Consider the following 17,857-nt stretch of genomic DNA (forward strand, 5'->3'; position numbering starts at 1 on the left):
CCGCAGAGTCCTGGATGCCCCCGATCGGCAGAGCAGGCGACGACCTGAGCCCTCCCGAGGGCTCAGCCGTCGGTGACGCGGATCAGCCCGACGATCGTGGCGACGTACAGCGCGCCGTCGGGGCCGAGGTAGATCGACGCGTAGTGGTTGTTCCACTGGATGCCGGTGCCGGTCAGCCTGCTCCAGCGGGTCTCGCCGGTGCGGATGTCGATCGCGGTGACGTACCACGGGTCGACCAGGTTGCCCTTGGGCTTGGAGTAGACGTAGACGAGCCCGTTGCCGAGCGACGCCTTCGGTACCGACGTCGGTGCGCTGGTCGGGTTGGTCCACGCGACGTGGCAGCCGTCGGGGTCGATCATCACCCGCGAGACGCCGGGGGTCGTGGTCTTGCCGAGCAGCGTGGACTGCACGCCGGCGTACCCGTAGTTGTTCTCGATGATCAGCGACTCACCCGCGGCGACGAGGCTGTTCTCGGTCGTGCTCGCACCCGACGCCAGCACCGGGATCGAGCAGTGCTCGCGGTCGGCGACGCCCGTGCGGCGGTCGTAGACGATGACGTGGCTCTGCGGCTCGGCGTTGTCGGCGATCGCGATCCACCTGTCGCCGATGAGGGTCGGCGAGGTGCCGGAGCCCTGCGAGAGCATGCCCGGCTTCTTCACGCTGCCGCGGTCGTACGGGATCGCCCAGGTGATCTGCGGGGTGCCGTCGGCGGCCGCGTCGAGGCGGTACGACTGGTGGGTCGACACGAAGTAGACGCCACCGGTCTCGTCGGTGGAGACCGAGTTGAAGATCCCCTCGCCGTCCGGCAGCTCCAGCGCCTTCACCGCGCCGGTCGTGCGGTCGAGGGTGCCGACGGTGCCCTGCTGGCTGAACCACCAGACCCGGCCGGCCCAGTCGACGCCGGTCGCGACCAGGCAGTCGTCGGCGCCGAGGTGCGCGGCGAGCGGCCAGGTCCGGCCCCGGGTGAGCGATCCGTCGGCGTTCACGGCGACCTCGGCGATCGAGGAGTCGGTCGTCGTGGCGTACGCGCGGTCCTGGCCGTCGAGGAAGAAGTAGGTGCCGCCGCAGATGTCGGTCAGCGGGTTCGCGCCGGAGAGCAGGTCGCGCTGCGAGAGCTGCAGCTGCGAGACCGCGTGCAGCGTGACCGGGTCGATCACCATCAGCGTGAAGCCCTCGAGCCCGCCGCACAGCCCGACGATCCGGTCGTGCGAGTCGAACGCCGTCGTGGCGCACTCCCGGATGCCGTACGACGCCGTGCGCACCTGCAGGTTGCGACCCAGCGGCCCGGACACGGCGTACGCGTCGGAGCTGTAGGGGTCGTTGTGCATGCTGCTGCGTCCGTTGGGCGCGAGGAACGGGTTCTGGGGGATGGGCGGCGCCTCCAGCGGCTGCGCGGTGACCGGGGCGCCGGTGAAGCGGGGGGCGAGCAGGTCGGTCGGCAGCGAGGGGATCGGCAGGCCGGGGATCGTCGGCAGGGCCGGCAGCCCGGGCAGGCCCGGCAGGCCGAGGTCGGCATGGGCCGGGGCGGACGGCAGGACGCCGAGGGACAGGGCGAGGGTGGCGGCGAACCCCGAGGCCGCGACGCGGAGCATGCGCATCCGGGGATGCTAAGTCGTTTTGCGCAGAACGAGAACCTGTTTCACCTTGCGCGGTCGTCTGGTGACCGGGAGGGCGCGAGCGCCCGGCGGCATCAATATGATTAGTTCAATCAACTTAAAGTTGAGATGACGATGAAGGAGCCGCGATGTCTCTCGCGTTCGACTGGTACCTGCCGACCGACGGCGGGGACGGCCGCCAGGTGGTGGGCGGTGGTCACGGTCTCGCCGCGGGCCCCGCGGGCCGGCCCGCGTCCGTCGACTACCTCGGTCAGGTCGCCCGCAGCGCCGAGCAGCTCGGCTTCGAGTCGGCACTGGTGTCGACCGGTACCTGGACCGAGGACCCTTGGGTGACCTCGGCGATGCTCGCCGAGGTCACCCGGCGCCTCCGGTTCCTGATCGCCGTGCGTCCCGGCCTGATCTCGCCGCCGCTGCTGGCGCAGATGGCTGCCAGCTTCCAGAATCTCTCCGGCGGCCGGCTGCTCCTCAACGTCGTGACCGGTGGGGAGGGCGCTGAGCAGCGCGCGTTCGGCGACTTCCTCGACAAGGAAGAGAGGTACGCGCGCTGCGAGGAGTTCCTCACCGTCGTCCGACGCCTGTGGGCCGGCGAGCGCGTCGACTTCGCGGGCCGGCACGTGCGGGTCGAGGGTGCCGAGCTGCACCGGGTGCCGGAGGTCCGCCCCGAGATCAGGTTCGGTGGCTCATCGCCCGCCGCGGGGCCGGTGGCGGCTCGCCACGCCGACGTCTACCTGACGTGGGGAGAGCCGCCGGCCGCGGTCGCCGAGAAGGTCCGCTGGATCCGCGACCTCGCCGACGCGGAGGGCCGGGAGCTCCGGTTCGGCCTGCGGGTCCACGTCATCAACCGCGACACCTCCGAGGAGGCCTGGGCCGAGGCCGACCGGCTGCTGGCCGGCATCGACGACGCCATCATCGCCGAGGCCCAGGCCGGCCTCGCCGCCAGCGAGTCCGTCGGGCAGCAGCGCATGCTCTCGCTGAACCGGGGCACGCGCGAGGGGCTCGAGGTGCACCCCGGGCTGTGGGCCGGTGTCGGCCTGGTCCGCGGCGGTGCCGGCACCTCGCTCGTCGGCAGCCACGACGAGGTCGCCGACCTGATCGAGGAGTACAGCGAGGTCGGCATCGACACCTTCGTCCTGTCGGCGTACCCGCACCTGGAGGGTGCCTACTGGTTCGGTGAGGGTGTGCTCCCCGTGCTCGAGGAGCGGGGGCTGTGGGAGGCCCCCGCCGCCCCGTTGGCGCTGACGATCACGTGAGCAGGTCGACGAGCGCATCGCCGTGGGTCAACTGCGGATGATGCCCGGCGCCCGGCACCGAGACCAGCTCCACGTTCGGACGTGACGCCAGCTGCTCGAGCGCGCCCGGGGAGAGCGGGTCGTCGCTTCCCGTGATGATGCGGACCGGTCCGCGGAATCGCCCGAGCGCCTCCCGCAGCTCGGCTCGCCACTGCTCCGATCCCGCCAGCGCGAGCTGCTCGGCCACCCTCGCGGCGCTGCTCCGCCTCAGGTCGCTGACGCTGGACTCGAGAGCGCCCGCGCTCGCGCCTGTGCCGCCCAGCTGGCGCGAGAGCTTCACGGGCTCGGTACGTCGCAGGTAGGTGCGGACGAGCGGCCGCAGCCTGGCCGTGGCGCCCAGGGGGGCCTGGAGGAAGAACGGAGCGACCAGCGTGAGTGACCCCACCTTCGCCGGGAACCGGTCGGCAGCGACGACCGCCGCAGCCGCACCGATGGAGTGACCGATGAGATCGCTCGGCTCCTCGAGCACCGCCGACAGCCACTGCGGCCAGTCCTGGACGCCGCTGCCGTTGCTGAGACCGAGTCCGGGCAGGTCGACGACACGCGCGCCGACGCCCGACGCGACGTCGGCCCAGGTGTCCGCGTTCACCGGCAGGCCCGGAAGGATCACCCGGCGGGATCCCGGTACGCCGAGCTCGAACGTCCGCAGGCCGCCGGCGGAGACGAATCGACGGCCGCCACCCCGGGCGGCGCCGAAGCGATGAGCAGCGAGGTGGTCGGCCCATCGCTCGAGGGACACCAGCACGTCGGGCATCTCGATCCCGTGCCGGTCGGCGAGCTCGATGGCGGACCCGGTCGGGTAGCGGTCCGCGGACAGGAAGGTGAGGGTCTCGGGATCTGCCTTGGTGATCCACTGCGGGAGCCGCTTGATCACACCGACCGGCATCCGCATGCGCGGGACCTTCGCGCCGAGATGACGGCCGACGTGCGTGAGCAGGTCGGCCAGCGGCGGGGTGTCGTCGTCGAGGACCCAGTAGGCCCGGCCAGCTGCTGCCGGGTCGACCGCTGCTGCTGCCATGAAGGCCGCCAGGTAGTCGACGGTGACGACCGGGAGGAACGTCGAGCCGTTCCCGGGCAGTGCGGCAGCCGAGCCGTCCCAGATCTGCTCGATCGTGGTCGCCAGGCCGATGTGCTGGTCGGACTCTCCCGTCGTGCTGTCGCCGATCACGCTGGCGGGATTGACGATGGTCCAGGGGACTCCGCGCTCCCGGGCTCGGGCCTGGAGGATCGCGTCGGACTCCACCTTCGAGGCCTCGTAGGCGCCGAGCTCCTCGTAGACCGCTGTGCGGTGCTCGTCGGACCACGGGATCGCCGACGGGTCCTGCCCACCGACGCGGTAGCCGGACACGTGCACGACCCGTTGCAGCTCGGGGAGGTCGCCGGCGAGGTCGATGAGCTTCTCGACGATGCCGACGTTCGCGCTGCGTGCCTCCTGGGCGGTCATCCCGAACCGGAAGGACCCGGCACAGTTGTGGATCTCGGTCACGTCCGCGAAGGCACCCGGGCCGCCGGTGACGATCTCGTCGGCGTCGAAGTCGACGATCGTCGTACGGATGCGCCGGGTCAGGCCGTGCTCCCGGAGCCACTGCTCCACGCGCGCTCCGGACTCGGCGGTCCGGACCGCCGCGGTGACGTCCGCGCCGGCCGCGGCAAGGGTCAGGACGAGGTGCCGGCCGACCAGGCCCGAGGCCCCGAAGACCAGGGCGTGGCGCGAGCCTCCGCGCGCGGTCATCGCTTCCCTCCGGTGCTCTGGCAGCGCTGGTTGATGAGCTCCGCCACGACGTCGGCGGCGGACACCAGTGGTTGGGTGCTGCGCATGGCGCGCGAGACGATGACCGCCCCCTCGATCGTCGAGACGACGACCGTCGCCAGCGACCGGGCCTCGTCGGCGGCGACGCCGCTGGCCTCGAGGAACATCGCCGTCGGCGCGATCCACGACTCGAACGCGGTCGCGCACGCCTGCCGCAGCCGCTCGTTCTCCGCTCCCATCTCCAAGGTGACCACCGAGACCGGGCACCCCAGCCTGAAGTTGCTGTCGGCGACGATGGTCGTCAGGGCCTCGATCGCGCTGCGTGCGGCCTCGGCCGGGCCACCCGCCGAGGCTGCGGCCTCGGCGATCAGTGCCTCGAACCGCTGGGCCGCGAGCTCGACCGCCGCGACGCCGAGACCCTCCTTGCCCTCGGGGAAGTGGAAGTAGATCGACCCCCGTGGAGCAGCGGCATGCTCGATCACGGCGTTGAGCCCCGTGCCGCTGTAGCCGCTGGTCTGGATGAGCTCGAGCATGGACTCTGCGAGGCGCGTCTTCGTCAGGTCTCCCTTGGATGCCATGGGGCAAGAATAGACCGGTCTACATATTTTGCAACACGACGGAGCCCGAGCGCGGCGTGGCGGGTGCGCTCAGTCGCGCGACGGGGTGTCGGGATCGAGCAGCCACTCGTCGAAGAAGTCCGACAGCTCCTCGCCCGTCGTCTGCTCGATCCAGTCGACGTACTCGCGCCGGTCGGCGCTCCCGTTGGCCTCCCGGGCCGGCCACTCGCGCAGCACCTCGAAGAACTTCTTCTCGCCGATCCGCTCCCGCAGCTCCTGCCACATCAGCGCCGGCCCGTAGTAGATGTTGCCGTCGCCGAACCGGGTCGGGTCGAAGGCACCGGGCGGCCCGGACGCGGCGCGCAGCTCGGACTCGAAGGCCGCCCAGTCGTCGGTCTTGCGCACCATCGTGGTGCCCTCCTGCTCGGCCTCCCACATGCCCTGCAGGTACATCGCCATGCCCTCGTTCATCCACACGTCCGACCAGTCGGCGGGGGTGACCGTGTCGCCGTACCAGTGGTGCGCGGCCTCGTGCACGAGCACCGCTTCCGAGAGGCTGTACGGCGATTCGCCCAGCGTCACCATGGTCTGGGTCTCCATGCCGCTGTCGTTGTCGACGACGAGCACCCCGAAGCTGTCGAACGGGTAGGGCCCGAGCAGCTTCTCCAGCCAGTCGATCGCGTCGGGGGTCTTCGCGGTGTCACCGGGCAGCGGGTCGCCGTCGGCGTCCGCCCAGACCTGGATCGGTATGCCGCTCGCCGAGGTCAGGTCCGTGTGCTGGTAGCGGCCGAACGCCACCGTGACGAGGTACGACGACGCGGGCTCCGCGAGGTGCCAGGTGTTCACGCTCCGCCCACCCTCGGTGGTCGAGGAGGCGAGCACGCCGTTGGCCACGCCGGACATCGGTGCCGGGACGGTGAGGGTGAAGTCGTAGAGGGCCTTGTCGGAGGGCTGGTCGTTGACGGCGTACCAGGTGAACGCGCCGTACGGCTCCTGCAGCGTCCACGTCTCGTGCTCCGGCGTCGTGGTCCAGCCGACGCCCTGGGCGAAGTCCGCCCGCTGGCTCGGGGCGGGGGCCGAGGCCGGCGTGCCGGCGTACTCCAGCACCAGCTCGTACTGCTGGTCGGCCGTGATCGGGTGCGCGACGGTGAGGTCGTTGCCCTCGACGCTCGCCTCGGCCGGGGCGCCGTCGACCGTGGCGGACGAGATCGCCAGCTGCTCGTTGAAGTCGAGCGGGATCCGCGGCGCGTCGCCGGTCGCCCGGAAGGTGAGCGTCTCGCGTGCGGTGAGCCGGTCGCCGTCGGGTGCCCAGGTCAGGTCGAGGCCGTAGTGCAGAGCGTCGACCAGCGGGTTGCCGACCTCCGGGTAGACCGAGTCCGCCCGGGTGTCGCTGCGTGCGATCGCGAGGTCGCCGGCCGCCGCGGTGTTGCTGGGGGAGCTGGTCGGCGCGGCCGACGACCGCCCGGGACCGGCCCCACTGCCGGGGGCCTGGCCTGCGCAGGCGGCGAGCGCGAGGCAGCATGCGGCTGCGGCGACGACACCAGCGCTCCGGGTCATGGACGCATCATGCCGGTCGGTGAAATCTGACAGCGATTCACCTTTCCCGTCACCTCCGCCCCGGACCGTCGTTGGAGCAGTGATCGGGGTCACTGACGTGTGCCCCGGGACCGGGAGGTGAAGTGGTGGACGAAGCACAGGTCGCACGCCCCCAGGGGTGGCAGCGGGTCGGACTGGCCGCGCTCGTCGCGCTGTCCGTGGTCGGGGTCGCGCTCGCGGTGCCCGCTTCGGGTTCGGGTGACGGTACGACGACGCTCGCCTCAGCGGCCGAGCAGCAGAAGTCGGACCTCGGCATCCCGCACGACGACGCGCTGCTCCCGCCGCACAACCACAACGACCCGCGGACCAAGAACGAGGTCGCGCGCGGCCTCGCGGTCGGCGAGGACGTGGTCGACCCGACGACGGCGCGTGAGCGCAGGGCCGCGGCGTCGTACGTCGACACCGAGCGCGCCCTCCCCGACCCGAAGCTGGTCCCGACCGCTGCCTACCCGGCCCGCGCCGCCGTGCCGGCCGACCGGTACGCGATGGCCGGCGGCTGCTACACGCTCAGCGCGGGCGGCGCCTCGTTCGGGCCCTACTACTTCAAGGCCACCCGCCTCGGCGGCTACCTGCTGCACACCCCGACCGGCGAGCTCACCCGCGGCGGCAACGGCGCGGTCGTCGTCGCCGCGAAGCCCAGCCCGCAGGCCGACTGGACCGTCGCCGGCGGCAACGGCTCCTTCACCTTCCAGGTCGACGGCGCCGGCGCCCTCGTCGTCCAGGGCAGCACGCTCACCAGCGGTGCGTCCGGCACCACCTTCCGGGTCGCGCTCGCGGGCGGCTGCCCGGAGTACCCCGAGGCCGACATCAACGTCAGCGGCGAGCCGTTCGGCGGCGCGAAGCCGTACCAGGAAGTGCGCGGGTTCGTCGACGCCCACACCCACGGCATGGCCTTCGAGTTCCTCGGCGGCAAGGTGCACTGCGGCCGCCCGTGGCACGAGTACGGCGCGCCGTACGCCCTCGACGACTGCGCCGACCACAAGATCACCGGCGGCAAGGGCGCGCTGCTCGAGTCCGTGCTCTCCGGCAAGCCGTCCCACGACCCGGTCGGCTGGCCGACGTTCAAGGACTGGCCGGCGCCCGAGTCGCTGACCCACGAGGGCACCTACTACCGCTGGCTGGAGCGGGCCTGGCGCGGCGGCGAGCGGCTGTTCGTCAACCTGCTCGTCGAGAACAACAAGCTCTGCCAGCTGTACCCGCTGAAGAAGAACTCGTGTGACGACATGACCTCGATCCGGCTCCAGGCCAAGGACATGCACACGATGCAGGACTACATCGACGCCCAGTTCGGTGGTCCGGGCAAGGGCTTCTACCGGATCGTGAAGGACCCGTTCGAGGCCCGGCGCGTGATCAACGCCGGCAAGATGGCCGTCATCATGGGCATCGAGACGTCGATCCCGTTCGGCTGCACCTACAAGACCGTGCTCGGCCGCGACTTCCCGGCCTGCACGCCGCAGGAGATCGACGCCAACCTCGACGAGATGCAGGCGCTCGGCGTACGCCAGATGGAGCTGGTCAACAAGTTCGACAACGCCCTCGCCGGCGTCGCCGGCGACGCCGGCGCGATCGGGCCGCTGGTCAACGCCGCGAACTTCCTCGAGACCGGCACCTTCTGGGCGATGGAGCACTGCGAGCCGGCCGACGGAGAGTCCGCCGACAACGCGCAGATCACCATCCCCGACATCACCGCCGGCCAGCAGGACGCGCTCTTCGGGGCGCTCGGCAAGGTGCTCGGCCTGCTCCCGGCGCTGCCGCTCTACCCGCAGCCCGCGCACTGCAACAAGCGCGGCCTGACCGAGCTCGGCGTGCACACCATCGAGGGCCTCGCGAAGCGCAAGATGGTCTTCGACCCCGACCACCTCTCGGTCAAGGCGCGCGCCGCGTCGATGGACGTCATCGAGGACCTGCGGTACGCCGGCGTCATCTCGAGCCACTCGTGGTCGACCCCCGACACCTACCCGCGGATCTACCGGGCCGGTGGGTTCATCACGCCGTACGCCGGCGACTCGACCGGCTTCGTCGCGAAGTGGCGCCGCCACCTCGGCTGGGCCGACTCGCGCTACTACTTCGGCTTCGGCTTCGGTGCCGACATCAACGGCCTCGGCGCGCAGGGCAACCCGCGCGGGGCCGACGTACCCAACCCGGTGCGCTACCCGTTCACCGGCCTGGGCGGCGTGACGATCGACAAGCAGCGCGCCGGCCAGCGGGTCTGGGACATCAACAAGGACGGCGTCGCGCAGTACGGCCTCTACCCGGACTGGGTCGAGGACCTGCGCCAGGTCGCCGACGCGCAGCACCCCGGCGACGGCGCGAAGATCGTCGACGACATGGCCCGCGGCGCCGAGGCGTACCTGCAGATGTGGGAGCGCGCGTACGGCGTGCAGCCGGACTCGTGCCGCAACCCGAACCTGCGGATGTCGCTCGCGAAGGCGAAGAAGCTCGGCAAGCGGATGGTGCGCAAGCACCTGACGACCGACCAGGTGATCGCCGCCGTCGGCCAGCCGTACCTGCGCCTCGACAAGCAGTTCACCTTCTGCGCCAAGGCCAGGAAGGTGAAGAAGAACGGCACGAAGACCAAGAAGATGGTCAAGGTGACCGTCGTGGTGAAGCTCAAGGCCAACGGGACCGTGAAGAAGGTCACCTACCGCCGGTGAGGCAAGTCCCGTGTTGGTGGAGGGGTGAGCGCCGCGAAGTTACCTGCCGGTAGTATCCGCGGTGCTCACTGCGTCCGCGCACGTGGGTAAGGCATGCCTATCACGATCGGGACCGCCCGTCGGCACTAGGCTCGTCGGGCGCACTCCTGTGCGCGCCCCTTGACTCCCTGCCGGATGAGGAGCTGTTGGACACCATGCAGATCGTTGCGATCGTCGTCTCCCTGGCCGTCTCGGTCGTCGCGGTCGCGCTGACCGCGCGCGCCGTACGCGCGATGCTCGGCGTGATCAGGCGCGGCCAGCCCGCGCCCGGGCGCACGGGCAACCCGGTCGGCCGCACGCTGACGATGGTCAAGGAGACCTTCGGCCACACGCGCATGCTGCAGTGGACCTGGGTCGGCATCCTGCACTGGTTCGCGTTCGCCGCGTTCCTGTTCCTGTCGACCGCCGTCGCCGCCGCGTTCCCGCAGCTCTTCGCGCCGGACTGGACGATCCCGATCATCGGCAAGTGGGTCGTCTACGAGTGGGTGGCCGAGACCCTCGGCCTCCTCGGCTCGCTCGCGATCATCCCGCTGATCGTCTACCGGCTCACCCACAAGCCGACGCAGCTCGGCCGCAAGAGCCGCTTCTTCGGCTCCACCATGTGGCAGGCCTACTTCGTCGAGGCGATGGTCCTCCTCGAGAGCTCCGCGATCCTGTTCATCCGCGGCGCGGAGTACAACCTCGGCCAGGCGCACGGCGGCGAGCACGCCGAGCACGCGACCGGCGCGCACTTCCCGATCTCGCAGGCCTTCGGCAACCTCTACCCGACCGGCCACGACTCCATCGGCTCGCTCGAGAACATCATCTACTTCATCGCGATGGTGAAGATCGTCTCCGCGATGGTCTGGCTGATCGTGATCTCCTCGAACCTCACCATGGGTGTGGCCTGGCACCGCTTCACCGCCTGGTTCAACATCTGGTTCAAGCGCGAGGAGAGCGGTCGTACGGCGCTCGGCGCGGTCAAGCCGCTGACCTCCGGCGGCAAGCCGATCACGCTCGACGACGTCGACGACCTCGACGAGGACGCCGTCCTCGGTGTCGGCTCCATCTGGGACTTCTCCTGGAAGGACATCCTCGACTTCACGACCTGCACCGAGTGCGGTCGCTGCCAGTCGCAGTGCCCCGCCTGGAACACCGAGAAGCCGCTCTCGCCCAAGCTGATGATGATGGCGATGCGCGAGCACGCGTACGCCGCCGCCGGTGGCGTCGAGGGTGCCGCCGAGAAGGCGCTGGTCGGCTCCGCCGGCGAGGGGGAGTGGTTCTACAACCCCGAGGGCGGCGACTTCGTCATCGACGAGGACGCCCTGTGGGCCTGCACCAACTGCGGTGCCTGCGTCCAGCAGTGCCCCGTCGACATCGAGCACGTCGACCACTTCGTCGACATGCGCCGCTACCAGGTGCTCGTCGAGTCGAACTTCCCCTCCGAGCTCAACGGTCTCTTCAAGGGCCTGGAGAACAAGGGCAACCCGTGGAACATGTCGCCCACGGTGCGCCTGGACTGGGCCAAGGACCTGCCCTTCGAGGTCAAGGTCGTCGGCGACCAGATCGAGGACCTCGAGTCCGTCGACTGGCTGTTCTGGGTCGGCTGCGCCGGTGCCTACGAGGACCGCGCCAAGAAGACGACCCGCGCTGTCGCGGAGCTGCTCGACCTCGCCGGCGTCTCGTTCGGCGTACTCGGCAACGGCGAGACCTGCACCGGTGACTCCGCACGCCGCGCCGGCAACGAGTTCGTGTTCCAGGGCCTGGCCCAGCAGAACATCGAGACCCTCAACGACGCCAAGGCGAAGAAGGTCGTCTCGACCTGCCCGCACTGCATGAACACCCTCAAGAACGAGTACCGCCAGCTCGGTCTCGAGCTCGAGGTCATCCACCACACCCAGCTGCTCAACCGCCTCGTGCGCGAGGGCAAGCTGACGCCGGTCGCCGAGGGTGCCGGTGCGCACAACCGCAAGATCACCTACCACGACCCGTGCTTCCTCGGTCGCCACAACCAGGTCTACACGCCCCCGCGTGACCTGCTGCAGATCCTCCCCGGCGCCGAGCTCGCGGAGATGGAGCGCTCGGCCGAGCGGTCCTTCTGCTGTGGTGCCGGCGGTGCCCGCATGTGGATGGAGGAGACCATCGGTGAGCGGATCAACCTGAACCGCACCGCCGAGGCGGTCGGCACCGGTGCCGACCAGGTCGCCGTCGGCTGCCCGTTCTGCCGCGTGATGCTCTCCGACGGCCTGACCAAGATGCAGGCCGACGGCGAGGCCCGCGAGGAGGTCGAGGTCCTCGACGTCGCGCAGATGCTGCTCGCCTCGGTCAAGGGCGAGCAGGCCACCAAGCTGCTGCCCGGTGAGGGTGCTCCACTGCAGCCGGTCGCCAAGGCCGCGCCGGCTGCCGCCCCGGCTGCTCCTGCGGAGGCCGCTCCGGCTGCTGCTCCGGTCGAGGCCGAGGTCGAGGCGCCCGCCGCGGCGGCTCCCGCCGCTCCGGCGTCCTCCGGCGGCGGGTTGTTCGACGACCCGGGTTCGATGTTCGACACCCCGGCCCCGGCGGCTCCGGCGGCTCCGGCGGCTCCGGCTGCTCCTGCACCGGCGGAGGGCGGTTCGCTCTTCGACAACCCGGGCTCGCTCTTCGACGCGCCTGCTCCGGCTGCGGCTCCTGCCGCTCCGGTCGAGGAGAAGCCGGCCGCGCCTGCTGCCGGTGGGTCCCTGTTCGACCAGGGTGGCTCGCTGTTCGACACCCCGCCTCCCGCTCCGGCTGCTCCGGCCGCTCCGGCTGCCGAGGCGCCCAAGGCCGAGCCGGCCCCGACCGCGGACCTCGGTTCGGGTGGGTCGCTGTTCGACCTGGCTGCCCCGGTCGAGGCTCCCAAGGCGGAAGCCCCCAAGGTCGAGGAGCCGAAGGCGGAGGCGCCCGCCCCCGCCGCTCCGGCCCCGTCGATCGACCTGGGCGCCGGCGGCTCCCTGTTCGACATCGCCGCCCCGGCTGAGGTCCCCGCCCCGGCTGCCCCGGCGCCGGTCGCGGAGCCCGTTGCCGCCGAGCCGGTCGCTGTCGAGCCGGTCGCTGCCGTTCCCGCGCCCGCTGCGGCCCCGGCGTCGGACGTCGACATCAACGCCATGGGCTCGTTGTTCGACATCGCCGCCCCGGCCGCCCCCGTGGCTCCCGCCGCCCCGGCGCCCGCGCCGGTCGCAGCAGAGCCCGAGGCCGTCGCCGAGCCGGAGCCCGAGGTCCAGCCCGAGCCCGAGCCCGAGCCGGAGCCCGTGGTCGAGGCGACCCCCGCCCCGGCTGAGCCCGCGGCCCCCGCCGCCCCGGCGTCGTACTCCGGCGAGGCCAACCAGCCGCGCACGGACGTCGACATCAACGCTGCGGAGTCCCTCTTCGACCTCTGAGTCGGGGTACATCCTGACTTGTTCCCTCGCTTCCTGACCGTTGCAACCGTCAGGAAGCGAGGGAATCCCCGCCTCAGCGGGTATTCCTGCACCCCACCTCCTTTGGAGGGGTGTGACGGCGGTCACCGGGGCGTCACCATGGGGGCATGACCGAGCTGTCGTACGCCGCCGGCGAGACCACCACGCCCCTGCTCGACGAGACGATCGGCGCCAACCTCGAGCGCACCGTCGCCCAGTGGCCCGACCGCGAGGCGCTGGTCGAGGTCGCGAGCGGGCGCCGGTGGACCTGGCGCGAGTTCGACGAGGCGGTGAACGAGGCCGCCCGCGGGCTGATCGGGCTCGGGATCGCGAAGGGCGACCGGGTCGGGATGTGGGCGCCGAACTGCGCCGAGTGGACGATCACCCAGTTCGCGGCGGCGAAGGCCGGCGCGATCCTGGTCAACGTCAACCCGTCGTACCGCACCCACGAGTTCGCGTACGCCGTCAACCAGTCCGGCCTGCGCCTCCTGTTCGCCGCGACCGGCTTCAAGACCAGCGACTACAAGGGCATGGTCGACCAGGTCACGGCGAGCGGCGAGGTGCCCGGCCTCGAGCAGACGCTGTACGTCGACACCGACGACTGGCAGCGCCTGGTCGACGCCGGCGCGGACCTCCCCGCCGACGCGCTGACCGAGCGCCAGGCCGAGCTGATGCCCGACGACCCGATCAACATCCAGTACACGAGCGGCACCACCGGCTTCCCGAAGGGCGCCACCCTCAGCCACCGCAACATCCTCAACAACGGCTACTTCGTCACCGAGCTGATCGGGTTCAGCGAGCAGGACCGGCTCTGCATCCCGGTGCCCTTCTACCACTGCTTCGGCATGGTGATGGCCAACCTCGGCTGCGTCACCCACGGTGCGACCATGGTGATCCCGGCTCCCGGATTCGATCCGGCCATCACCCTGAAGGCCGTCCAGGACGAGCGCTGCACCGCGGTCTACGGCGTACCGACCATGTTCATCGCCATGCAGAACGCCCCCGACTTCGCGGCCTTCGACCTCGCCACGCTGCGCACCGGGATCATGGCCGGCTCGATCTGCCCGGTCGAGGTGATGAAGCGCTGCATCAACGACATGCACATGGCCGAGGTGTCGATCGCCTACGGCATGACCGAGACCAGCCCGGTGAGCTGCCAGACCCGTGCGGACGACGACCTCGAGCGTCGTACGTCGACCATCGGGCGGGCCGCACCCCACGTCGAGATCCGGATCGTCGACCCGGTCACGGGCGAGACGGTGCCGCGTGGCGAGCCGGGCGAGTTCTGCACCCGTGGCTACTCCGTGATGCTCGGCTACTGGAACGACGACGCCAAGACCGCCGAGGCGATCGACCCGGACGGCTGGATGCACACCGGCGACCTCGCCGTGATGCGCGAGGACGGCTACGCCAACATCGTCGGCCGGATCAAGGACATGGTCATCCGTGGCGGCGAGAACATCTACCCGCGCGAGATCGAGGAGTTCCTCTACAGCCACCCCGACGTCGAGGACGTCCAGGTCGTCGGCGTCCCCGACGAGAAGTACGGCGAGGAGCTGTGTGCCTGGGTCCGCCTCCGCTCCGGCGCCGACCCGCTCGACGCCGACGCGGTCCGTGCCTTCGCGACCGGCAAGCTCGCGCACTACAAGATCCCGCGGTACGTGCTGCTGGTCGACGAGTTCCCGATGACCGTCACCGGCAAGATCCGCAAGGTGGAGATGCGCGAGAAGTCGACCGAGATCCTCGGCCTGGGCTGATCGCCGACCCGGCAGAAACTGGCTCCGAATTCCCGCCGACCCGGCAGAAAGTGGCGCGCCCCGCGCCACTTTCTGCCGGGTCAGCGCGTTTTTGAGGCCAGTTTCTGCCGGGTCAGCGTGACGTCACAGTCGCTTGACAATGACATCATTGTGACGTCACCATGATGTCCATGGACATCACGCCGTACGTCGACAGCCTCCGTCGCGACCTCCTCGCCGCCGCCGACAGTGCGGGGGAGCAGGCACGCGAGGTCGCCGAGCGGCTCGGCTACGCGCTGGACCCCGCGGTCCGGCTCGCGGTGATGGAGGCGATCAGCCAGGCGGCCTCCGAGATCACGGCGGCGATGTCGAGCGGTGGTGTCGACGTCCGGCTCGACGGCCGCGACCTCGACTTCGTCGTGACGCCGGGCGAGCCCGAGTCCGCCCTGCCGCAGCAGGTCACCGGGCCGGTGCCGGCCGAGGTGCCGGTCGAGGACGAGGGCCAGGCGCGGGTCAGCCTGCGGCTGCCCGAGTCGCTCAAGGCTCGCGCCGACGAGGCATCTGCCCGCGCCGGCCAGTCGCTCAACACCTGGCTGGTCAACCTGATCCGCGGCGCCACCCGTGACCGCGCGCTCCACGTCGATGTCGACCTGTCCAGCGTGCCGTTCGGCAACGACTTCCCGTTCGGCTCCCCGTCCGGCGGCAAGCCGGGCGGCAACCGGCGCCTCACCGGCTGGCTCTGACCGAGCCGACCAGACCAAGGAGATCCCATGAACAGCCACGAACCCCTCCGCCAGGTCCTCGAGACCCCGGGCCCGGTCCGGCTCCACGTCGAGAACGGCCGCGGCCGGATCGTCGTGCGGGTCGCCGACCAGACCACGACCGACATCACCCTCACCGGCGCCCGCGCGGCCGAGGTCCGGGTGACCCAGGACGCCCGCCGGATCGGAGTCCACGCGCCGAAGCCGCGCAACGGCATCTTCGGCCGTGCTGACGAGCTCGACATCGAGGTCGTCGTCCCGCTCGACAGCGACCTGGTCGCGCGCAGCGGCAGCGCGAGCATCACCGCCAGCGGCCGGCTGATGACGGCGCGGGTCAAGAGCGGCTCCGGCACGGTCGTCCTCGACCAGGCCCGGACCGTCGTCGTCGACACCGGCTCGGGTGACATCAGCGTCGCGGAGGTCGACGGCGACATCCGGGTCCGTACCGGCTCCGGTGCGGTCGACCTCGGTCGCGTTGCCCGCACGTCCGTCTCGACCGGCTCCGGCGACGTCTGCCTCGGCCAGACGCTCGACACGGCTGTGGTCAAGACCGGCTCCGGCGATCTCGAGGTGGGTGAGAGCAGCGCCGACCTGGTCAGCAAGACCGGGTCCGGCGACGTCGTCGTGCGTACGGCGCGCCGCGGCCGGATCTTCGTCAAGGGCGCCGCGTCCCGGGTGCTCGTCGGGATCCCCGCAGGTACGCCGGTCTGGACGGACGTCACCACCGTGTCCGGCCGGGTCAGCTCCACCCTGCCGCCCGTCGGCCAGCCCGAGCCGGGTGTCGACCACGTCGAGCTGCGAGCCACCACCGTCTCCGGCGACATCTCCCTGGTTCCCGCCTGACGGGACCAAGTGGTTGACCCCGCTCGCACGGCGTCTATCCTTATCGAACAAGCGTTAGATAGGGATGAGGGATGAGCATGAGCGCCGCACAGCGGGTCCTGGTGGTCGGGGGCACCGGCCTGATCGGTTCGACGGTGGCGGCCGAGCTCGCCCGTCGTGGGTACGACGTCGCGGTCGCCGGCCGCAACCGGCCCGAGGAGGGCTCGCCGGCGGCGGCGTTCGCCTGGGTCGAGGGCGACTACACCCAGCCCGGCTGGGCCGACCGCCTCCGGGGCGTCGACGCCATCGTCTTCGCCGCCGCCCAGGACATCCGTCACGTCGGACCGCACGCCTCGGCCGAGACCTGGCAGGACGTGCAGACCGCCAGCCTGCCCGCCTTCTTCGCCGAGGCGCGCGAGGCCGGCGTACGACGGGCCGTGCTCGTCGGCAGCTACTACCACCAGGTGCTGCCGGACCTGGTCGCCACCAACGCCTACGTCCGCGCCCGCGCCGACGCCGAGGCGGGCGTCCTCGCCCTGGCCACGGAGGACTTCGTCGTGTGCGCGGTCAACCCGCCCAATGTCGTCGGCGTCGCGCCCGGCCGCGCGCTGCACGCCTTCGCCAAGATGGTCCGCTGGGCCCGCGGCGGGATGGCCGACCGGGTGCCGGACTGCGCGCCCCACGGCGGCACCAACTACATGTCGGTCCACGCCGTCGCCGCCGCGGTGGCGGGGGCCGTCGAGCACGGCGAGTCCGGCCGCGCGTACCTCATCGGCGACGAGAACCTCAGCTTCCAGGGCTACTTCCAGGCCCTGTTCGACGCCGCCGGAGCCGAGCGCACCGTCGCCGTCTGCGACGAGGACCACGCCTTCCTGCCCGACGACTTCCTGGTCGCCGGCAAGGGCGTGACCCTCGGCTACGAGCCCGACGCGACGGAGCAGGCGCTCCTCGGCTACCACCGTGGCGACATCGCGGACACCCTGCGCACCATGGTGGCTGCCGTCGACGCGCTGCCGCCGCGCCCCTAGTGCTTGCCGTAGAAGACGGCGAGGTACTGCTCGGCGAGCGCGGCCGGATCGGTCGCCTCGCCGGCGCGGTACCAGCGCACCGCGGTCCAGGTCGCGTCGCGCACCAGGCGGTACCGCACGCCCACCGGTACGTCGACCGCGAAGTCGCCGGCGTCGGCGCTCTCCGTCAGCGCCCGCACCCACCCGGCCTCGATCGCCGCGCTCTGCTCGGCCACGAAGTCGAAGCCCGGCTGGCCGACCAGGCGCAGGAACTCGTTCTGGTACGTCAGCACCCACGCCGGCCGCTCGGCGATCAGGCCGAGCGCGTGCCGGACCAGGTCGCCGACCCGCTGCCGAGGCGGCACGTCGGCGCTGACGATCGCTTCGGTCGCCGACGCCAGGTCCGCCAGGAACTCGCGCAGCACCGCCTCGAGCAGCGCGTCCTTGGAGGCGAAGTAGTGGTACAGGCTGCCCGACTGGATCTCGGCCTCGTCCGCGATGTGCCGCACCGTCGTGTCGGCGTACCCGCGCCGCGCGAAGAGGGTCGCGGCGCTGTCGAGGATCGCCTGCCGTCGTACGGCGGGGTCCTCCCGCACCCGCATCCGGCGGGCCGGAGCGGGCTCGGGCGTCACGCCGCGATC

At 71.2% G+C, this 17,857-nt stretch carries 12 protein-coding genes; 7 read left to right on the plus strand and 5 right to left on the minus strand.

The features are described 5' to 3' along the window. Positions 1–62: 62 nt before the first annotated feature. Entirely contained in the window at positions 63–1,598 is a 1,536-nt protein-coding gene (locus ACZYRU_RS02900) for a hypothetical protein (protein ID WP_488955575.1), read from the minus strand. A gap of 146 nt (positions 1,599–1,744) precedes the next feature. Between ACZYRU_RS02900 and ACZYRU_RS02905 the strand changes: the two genes are divergently transcribed. After that, positions 1,745–2,866 carry an LLM class flavin-dependent oxidoreductase gene (locus tag ACZYRU_RS02905; RefSeq protein WP_488955576.1) on the plus strand — a complete coding sequence of 374 codons (1,122 nt, stop codon included), beginning with the start codon at positions 1,745–1,747 and terminating at the stop codon, positions 2,864–2,866. Here the strand turns inward: ACZYRU_RS02905 and ACZYRU_RS02910 are convergent. The 3 genes from ACZYRU_RS02910 to ACZYRU_RS02920 all read right to left on the minus strand — a co-directional run bounded on the left by ACZYRU_RS02910 (position 2,859) and on the right by ACZYRU_RS02920 (position 6,769). Next, the gene (locus tag ACZYRU_RS02910; RefSeq protein WP_488955577.1) at positions 2,859–4,637 is read right to left on the minus strand and encodes an alpha/beta fold hydrolase; all 1,779 of its coding nucleotides are present in this window, start codon (positions 4,635–4,637) and stop codon (positions 2,859–2,861) included. The genes ACZYRU_RS02905 and ACZYRU_RS02910 overlap by 8 nt on opposite strands. After that, entirely contained in the window at positions 4,634–5,233 is a 600-nt protein-coding gene (locus ACZYRU_RS02915) for a TetR/AcrR family transcriptional regulator (RefSeq protein WP_488955578.1), read from the minus strand. Before ACZYRU_RS02915 ends, ACZYRU_RS02910 begins: the two co-directional genes overlap by 4 nt. A 69-nt stretch (positions 5,234–5,302) precedes the next feature. After that, positions 5,303–6,769 (minus strand): M1 family metallopeptidase, encoded by a 1,467-nt coding sequence (locus tag ACZYRU_RS02920; protein ID WP_488955579.1) that lies wholly within the window; start codon positions 6,767–6,769, stop codon positions 5,303–5,305. A gap of 125 nt (positions 6,770–6,894) precedes the next feature. Between ACZYRU_RS02920 and ACZYRU_RS02925 the strand changes: the two genes are divergently transcribed. The 6 genes from ACZYRU_RS02925 (at position 6,895) to ACZYRU_RS02950 (ending at position 17,237) form a co-directional block, all read left to right on the plus strand. After that, positions 6,895–9,462, plus strand: a complete 2,568-nt coding sequence (locus ACZYRU_RS02925; protein ID WP_488955580.1) for a hypothetical protein — start codon at positions 6,895–6,897, stop codon at positions 9,460–9,462. Between the two features lie 194 nt (positions 9,463–9,656). Continuing rightward, positions 9,657–12,872 (plus strand): (Fe-S)-binding protein, encoded by a 3,216-nt coding sequence (locus ACZYRU_RS02930; RefSeq protein ID WP_488956238.1) that lies wholly within the window; start codon positions 9,657–9,659, stop codon positions 12,870–12,872. A 146-nt stretch (positions 12,873–13,018) separates the two neighbouring features. After that, entirely contained in the window at positions 13,019–14,647 is a 1,629-nt protein-coding gene (locus tag ACZYRU_RS02935) for an AMP-binding protein (protein ID WP_488955581.1), read from the plus strand. 170 nt (positions 14,648–14,817) lie between these two features. Beyond that, positions 14,818–15,369, plus strand: a complete 552-nt coding sequence (locus ACZYRU_RS02940) for a toxin-antitoxin system HicB family antitoxin (RefSeq protein ID WP_488955582.1) — start codon at positions 14,818–14,820, stop codon at positions 15,367–15,369. 27 nt (positions 15,370–15,396) lie between these two features. Further along, positions 15,397–16,230 (plus strand): DUF4097 family beta strand repeat-containing protein, encoded by an 834-nt coding sequence (locus ACZYRU_RS02945; RefSeq protein WP_488955583.1) that lies wholly within the window; start codon positions 15,397–15,399, stop codon positions 16,228–16,230. A 77-nt stretch (positions 16,231–16,307) separates the two neighbouring features. Continuing rightward, a complete protein-coding gene (locus tag ACZYRU_RS02950) occupies positions 16,308–17,237 on the plus strand; it encodes an NAD-dependent epimerase/dehydratase family protein (protein WP_488955584.1) in 930 nt (309 codons plus the stop codon). On the opposite strand, the gene ACZYRU_RS02955 is transcribed toward ACZYRU_RS02950, so the two are convergent. Next, on the minus strand, positions 17,234–17,848 hold the full coding sequence (locus ACZYRU_RS02955; RefSeq protein ID WP_488955585.1) for a TetR/AcrR family transcriptional regulator: 615 nt from the start codon (positions 17,846–17,848) through the stop codon (positions 17,234–17,236). The genes ACZYRU_RS02950 and ACZYRU_RS02955 overlap by 4 nt on opposite strands. Positions 17,849–17,857 lie beyond the last annotated feature (9 nt).

It is taken from the genome of Nocardioides sp. F233 (assembly GCF_057813895.1).

Coding starts and splice junctions, on each gene's coding strand:
- ACZYRU_RS02940 (WP_488955582.1), top strand. CDS start 14,818: ATGGACATCACGCCGTACGTCGACAGCCTCCGTCGCGACCTCCTCGCC.
- ACZYRU_RS02905 (WP_488955576.1), top strand. CDS start 1,745: ATGTCTCTCGCGTTCGACTGGTACCTGCCGACCGACGGCGGGGACGGC.
- ACZYRU_RS02915 (WP_488955578.1), bottom strand. CDS start 5,233: ATGGCATCCAAGGGAGACCTGACGAAGACGCGCCTCGCAGAGTCCATG.
- ACZYRU_RS02920 (WP_488955579.1), bottom strand. CDS start 6,769: ATGACCCGGAGCGCTGGTGTCGTCGCCGCAGCCGCATGCTGCCTCGCG.
- ACZYRU_RS02950 (WP_488955584.1), top strand. CDS start 16,308: ATGAGCGCCGCACAGCGGGTCCTGGTGGTCGGGGGCACCGGCCTGATC.
- ACZYRU_RS02910 (WP_488955577.1), bottom strand. CDS start 4,637: ATGACCGCGCGCGGAGGCTCGCGCCACGCCCTGGTCTTCGGGGCCTCG.
- ACZYRU_RS02930 (WP_488956238.1), top strand. CDS start 9,657: ATGCAGATCGTTGCGATCGTCGTCTCCCTGGCCGTCTCGGTCGTCGCG.
- ACZYRU_RS02900 (WP_488955575.1), bottom strand. CDS start 1,598: ATGCGCATGCTCCGCGTCGCGGCCTCGGGGTTCGCCGCCACCCTCGCC.
- ACZYRU_RS02935 (WP_488955581.1), top strand. CDS start 13,019: ATGACCGAGCTGTCGTACGCCGCCGGCGAGACCACCACGCCCCTGCTC.
- ACZYRU_RS02945 (WP_488955583.1), top strand. CDS start 15,397: ATGAACAGCCACGAACCCCTCCGCCAGGTCCTCGAGACCCCGGGCCCG.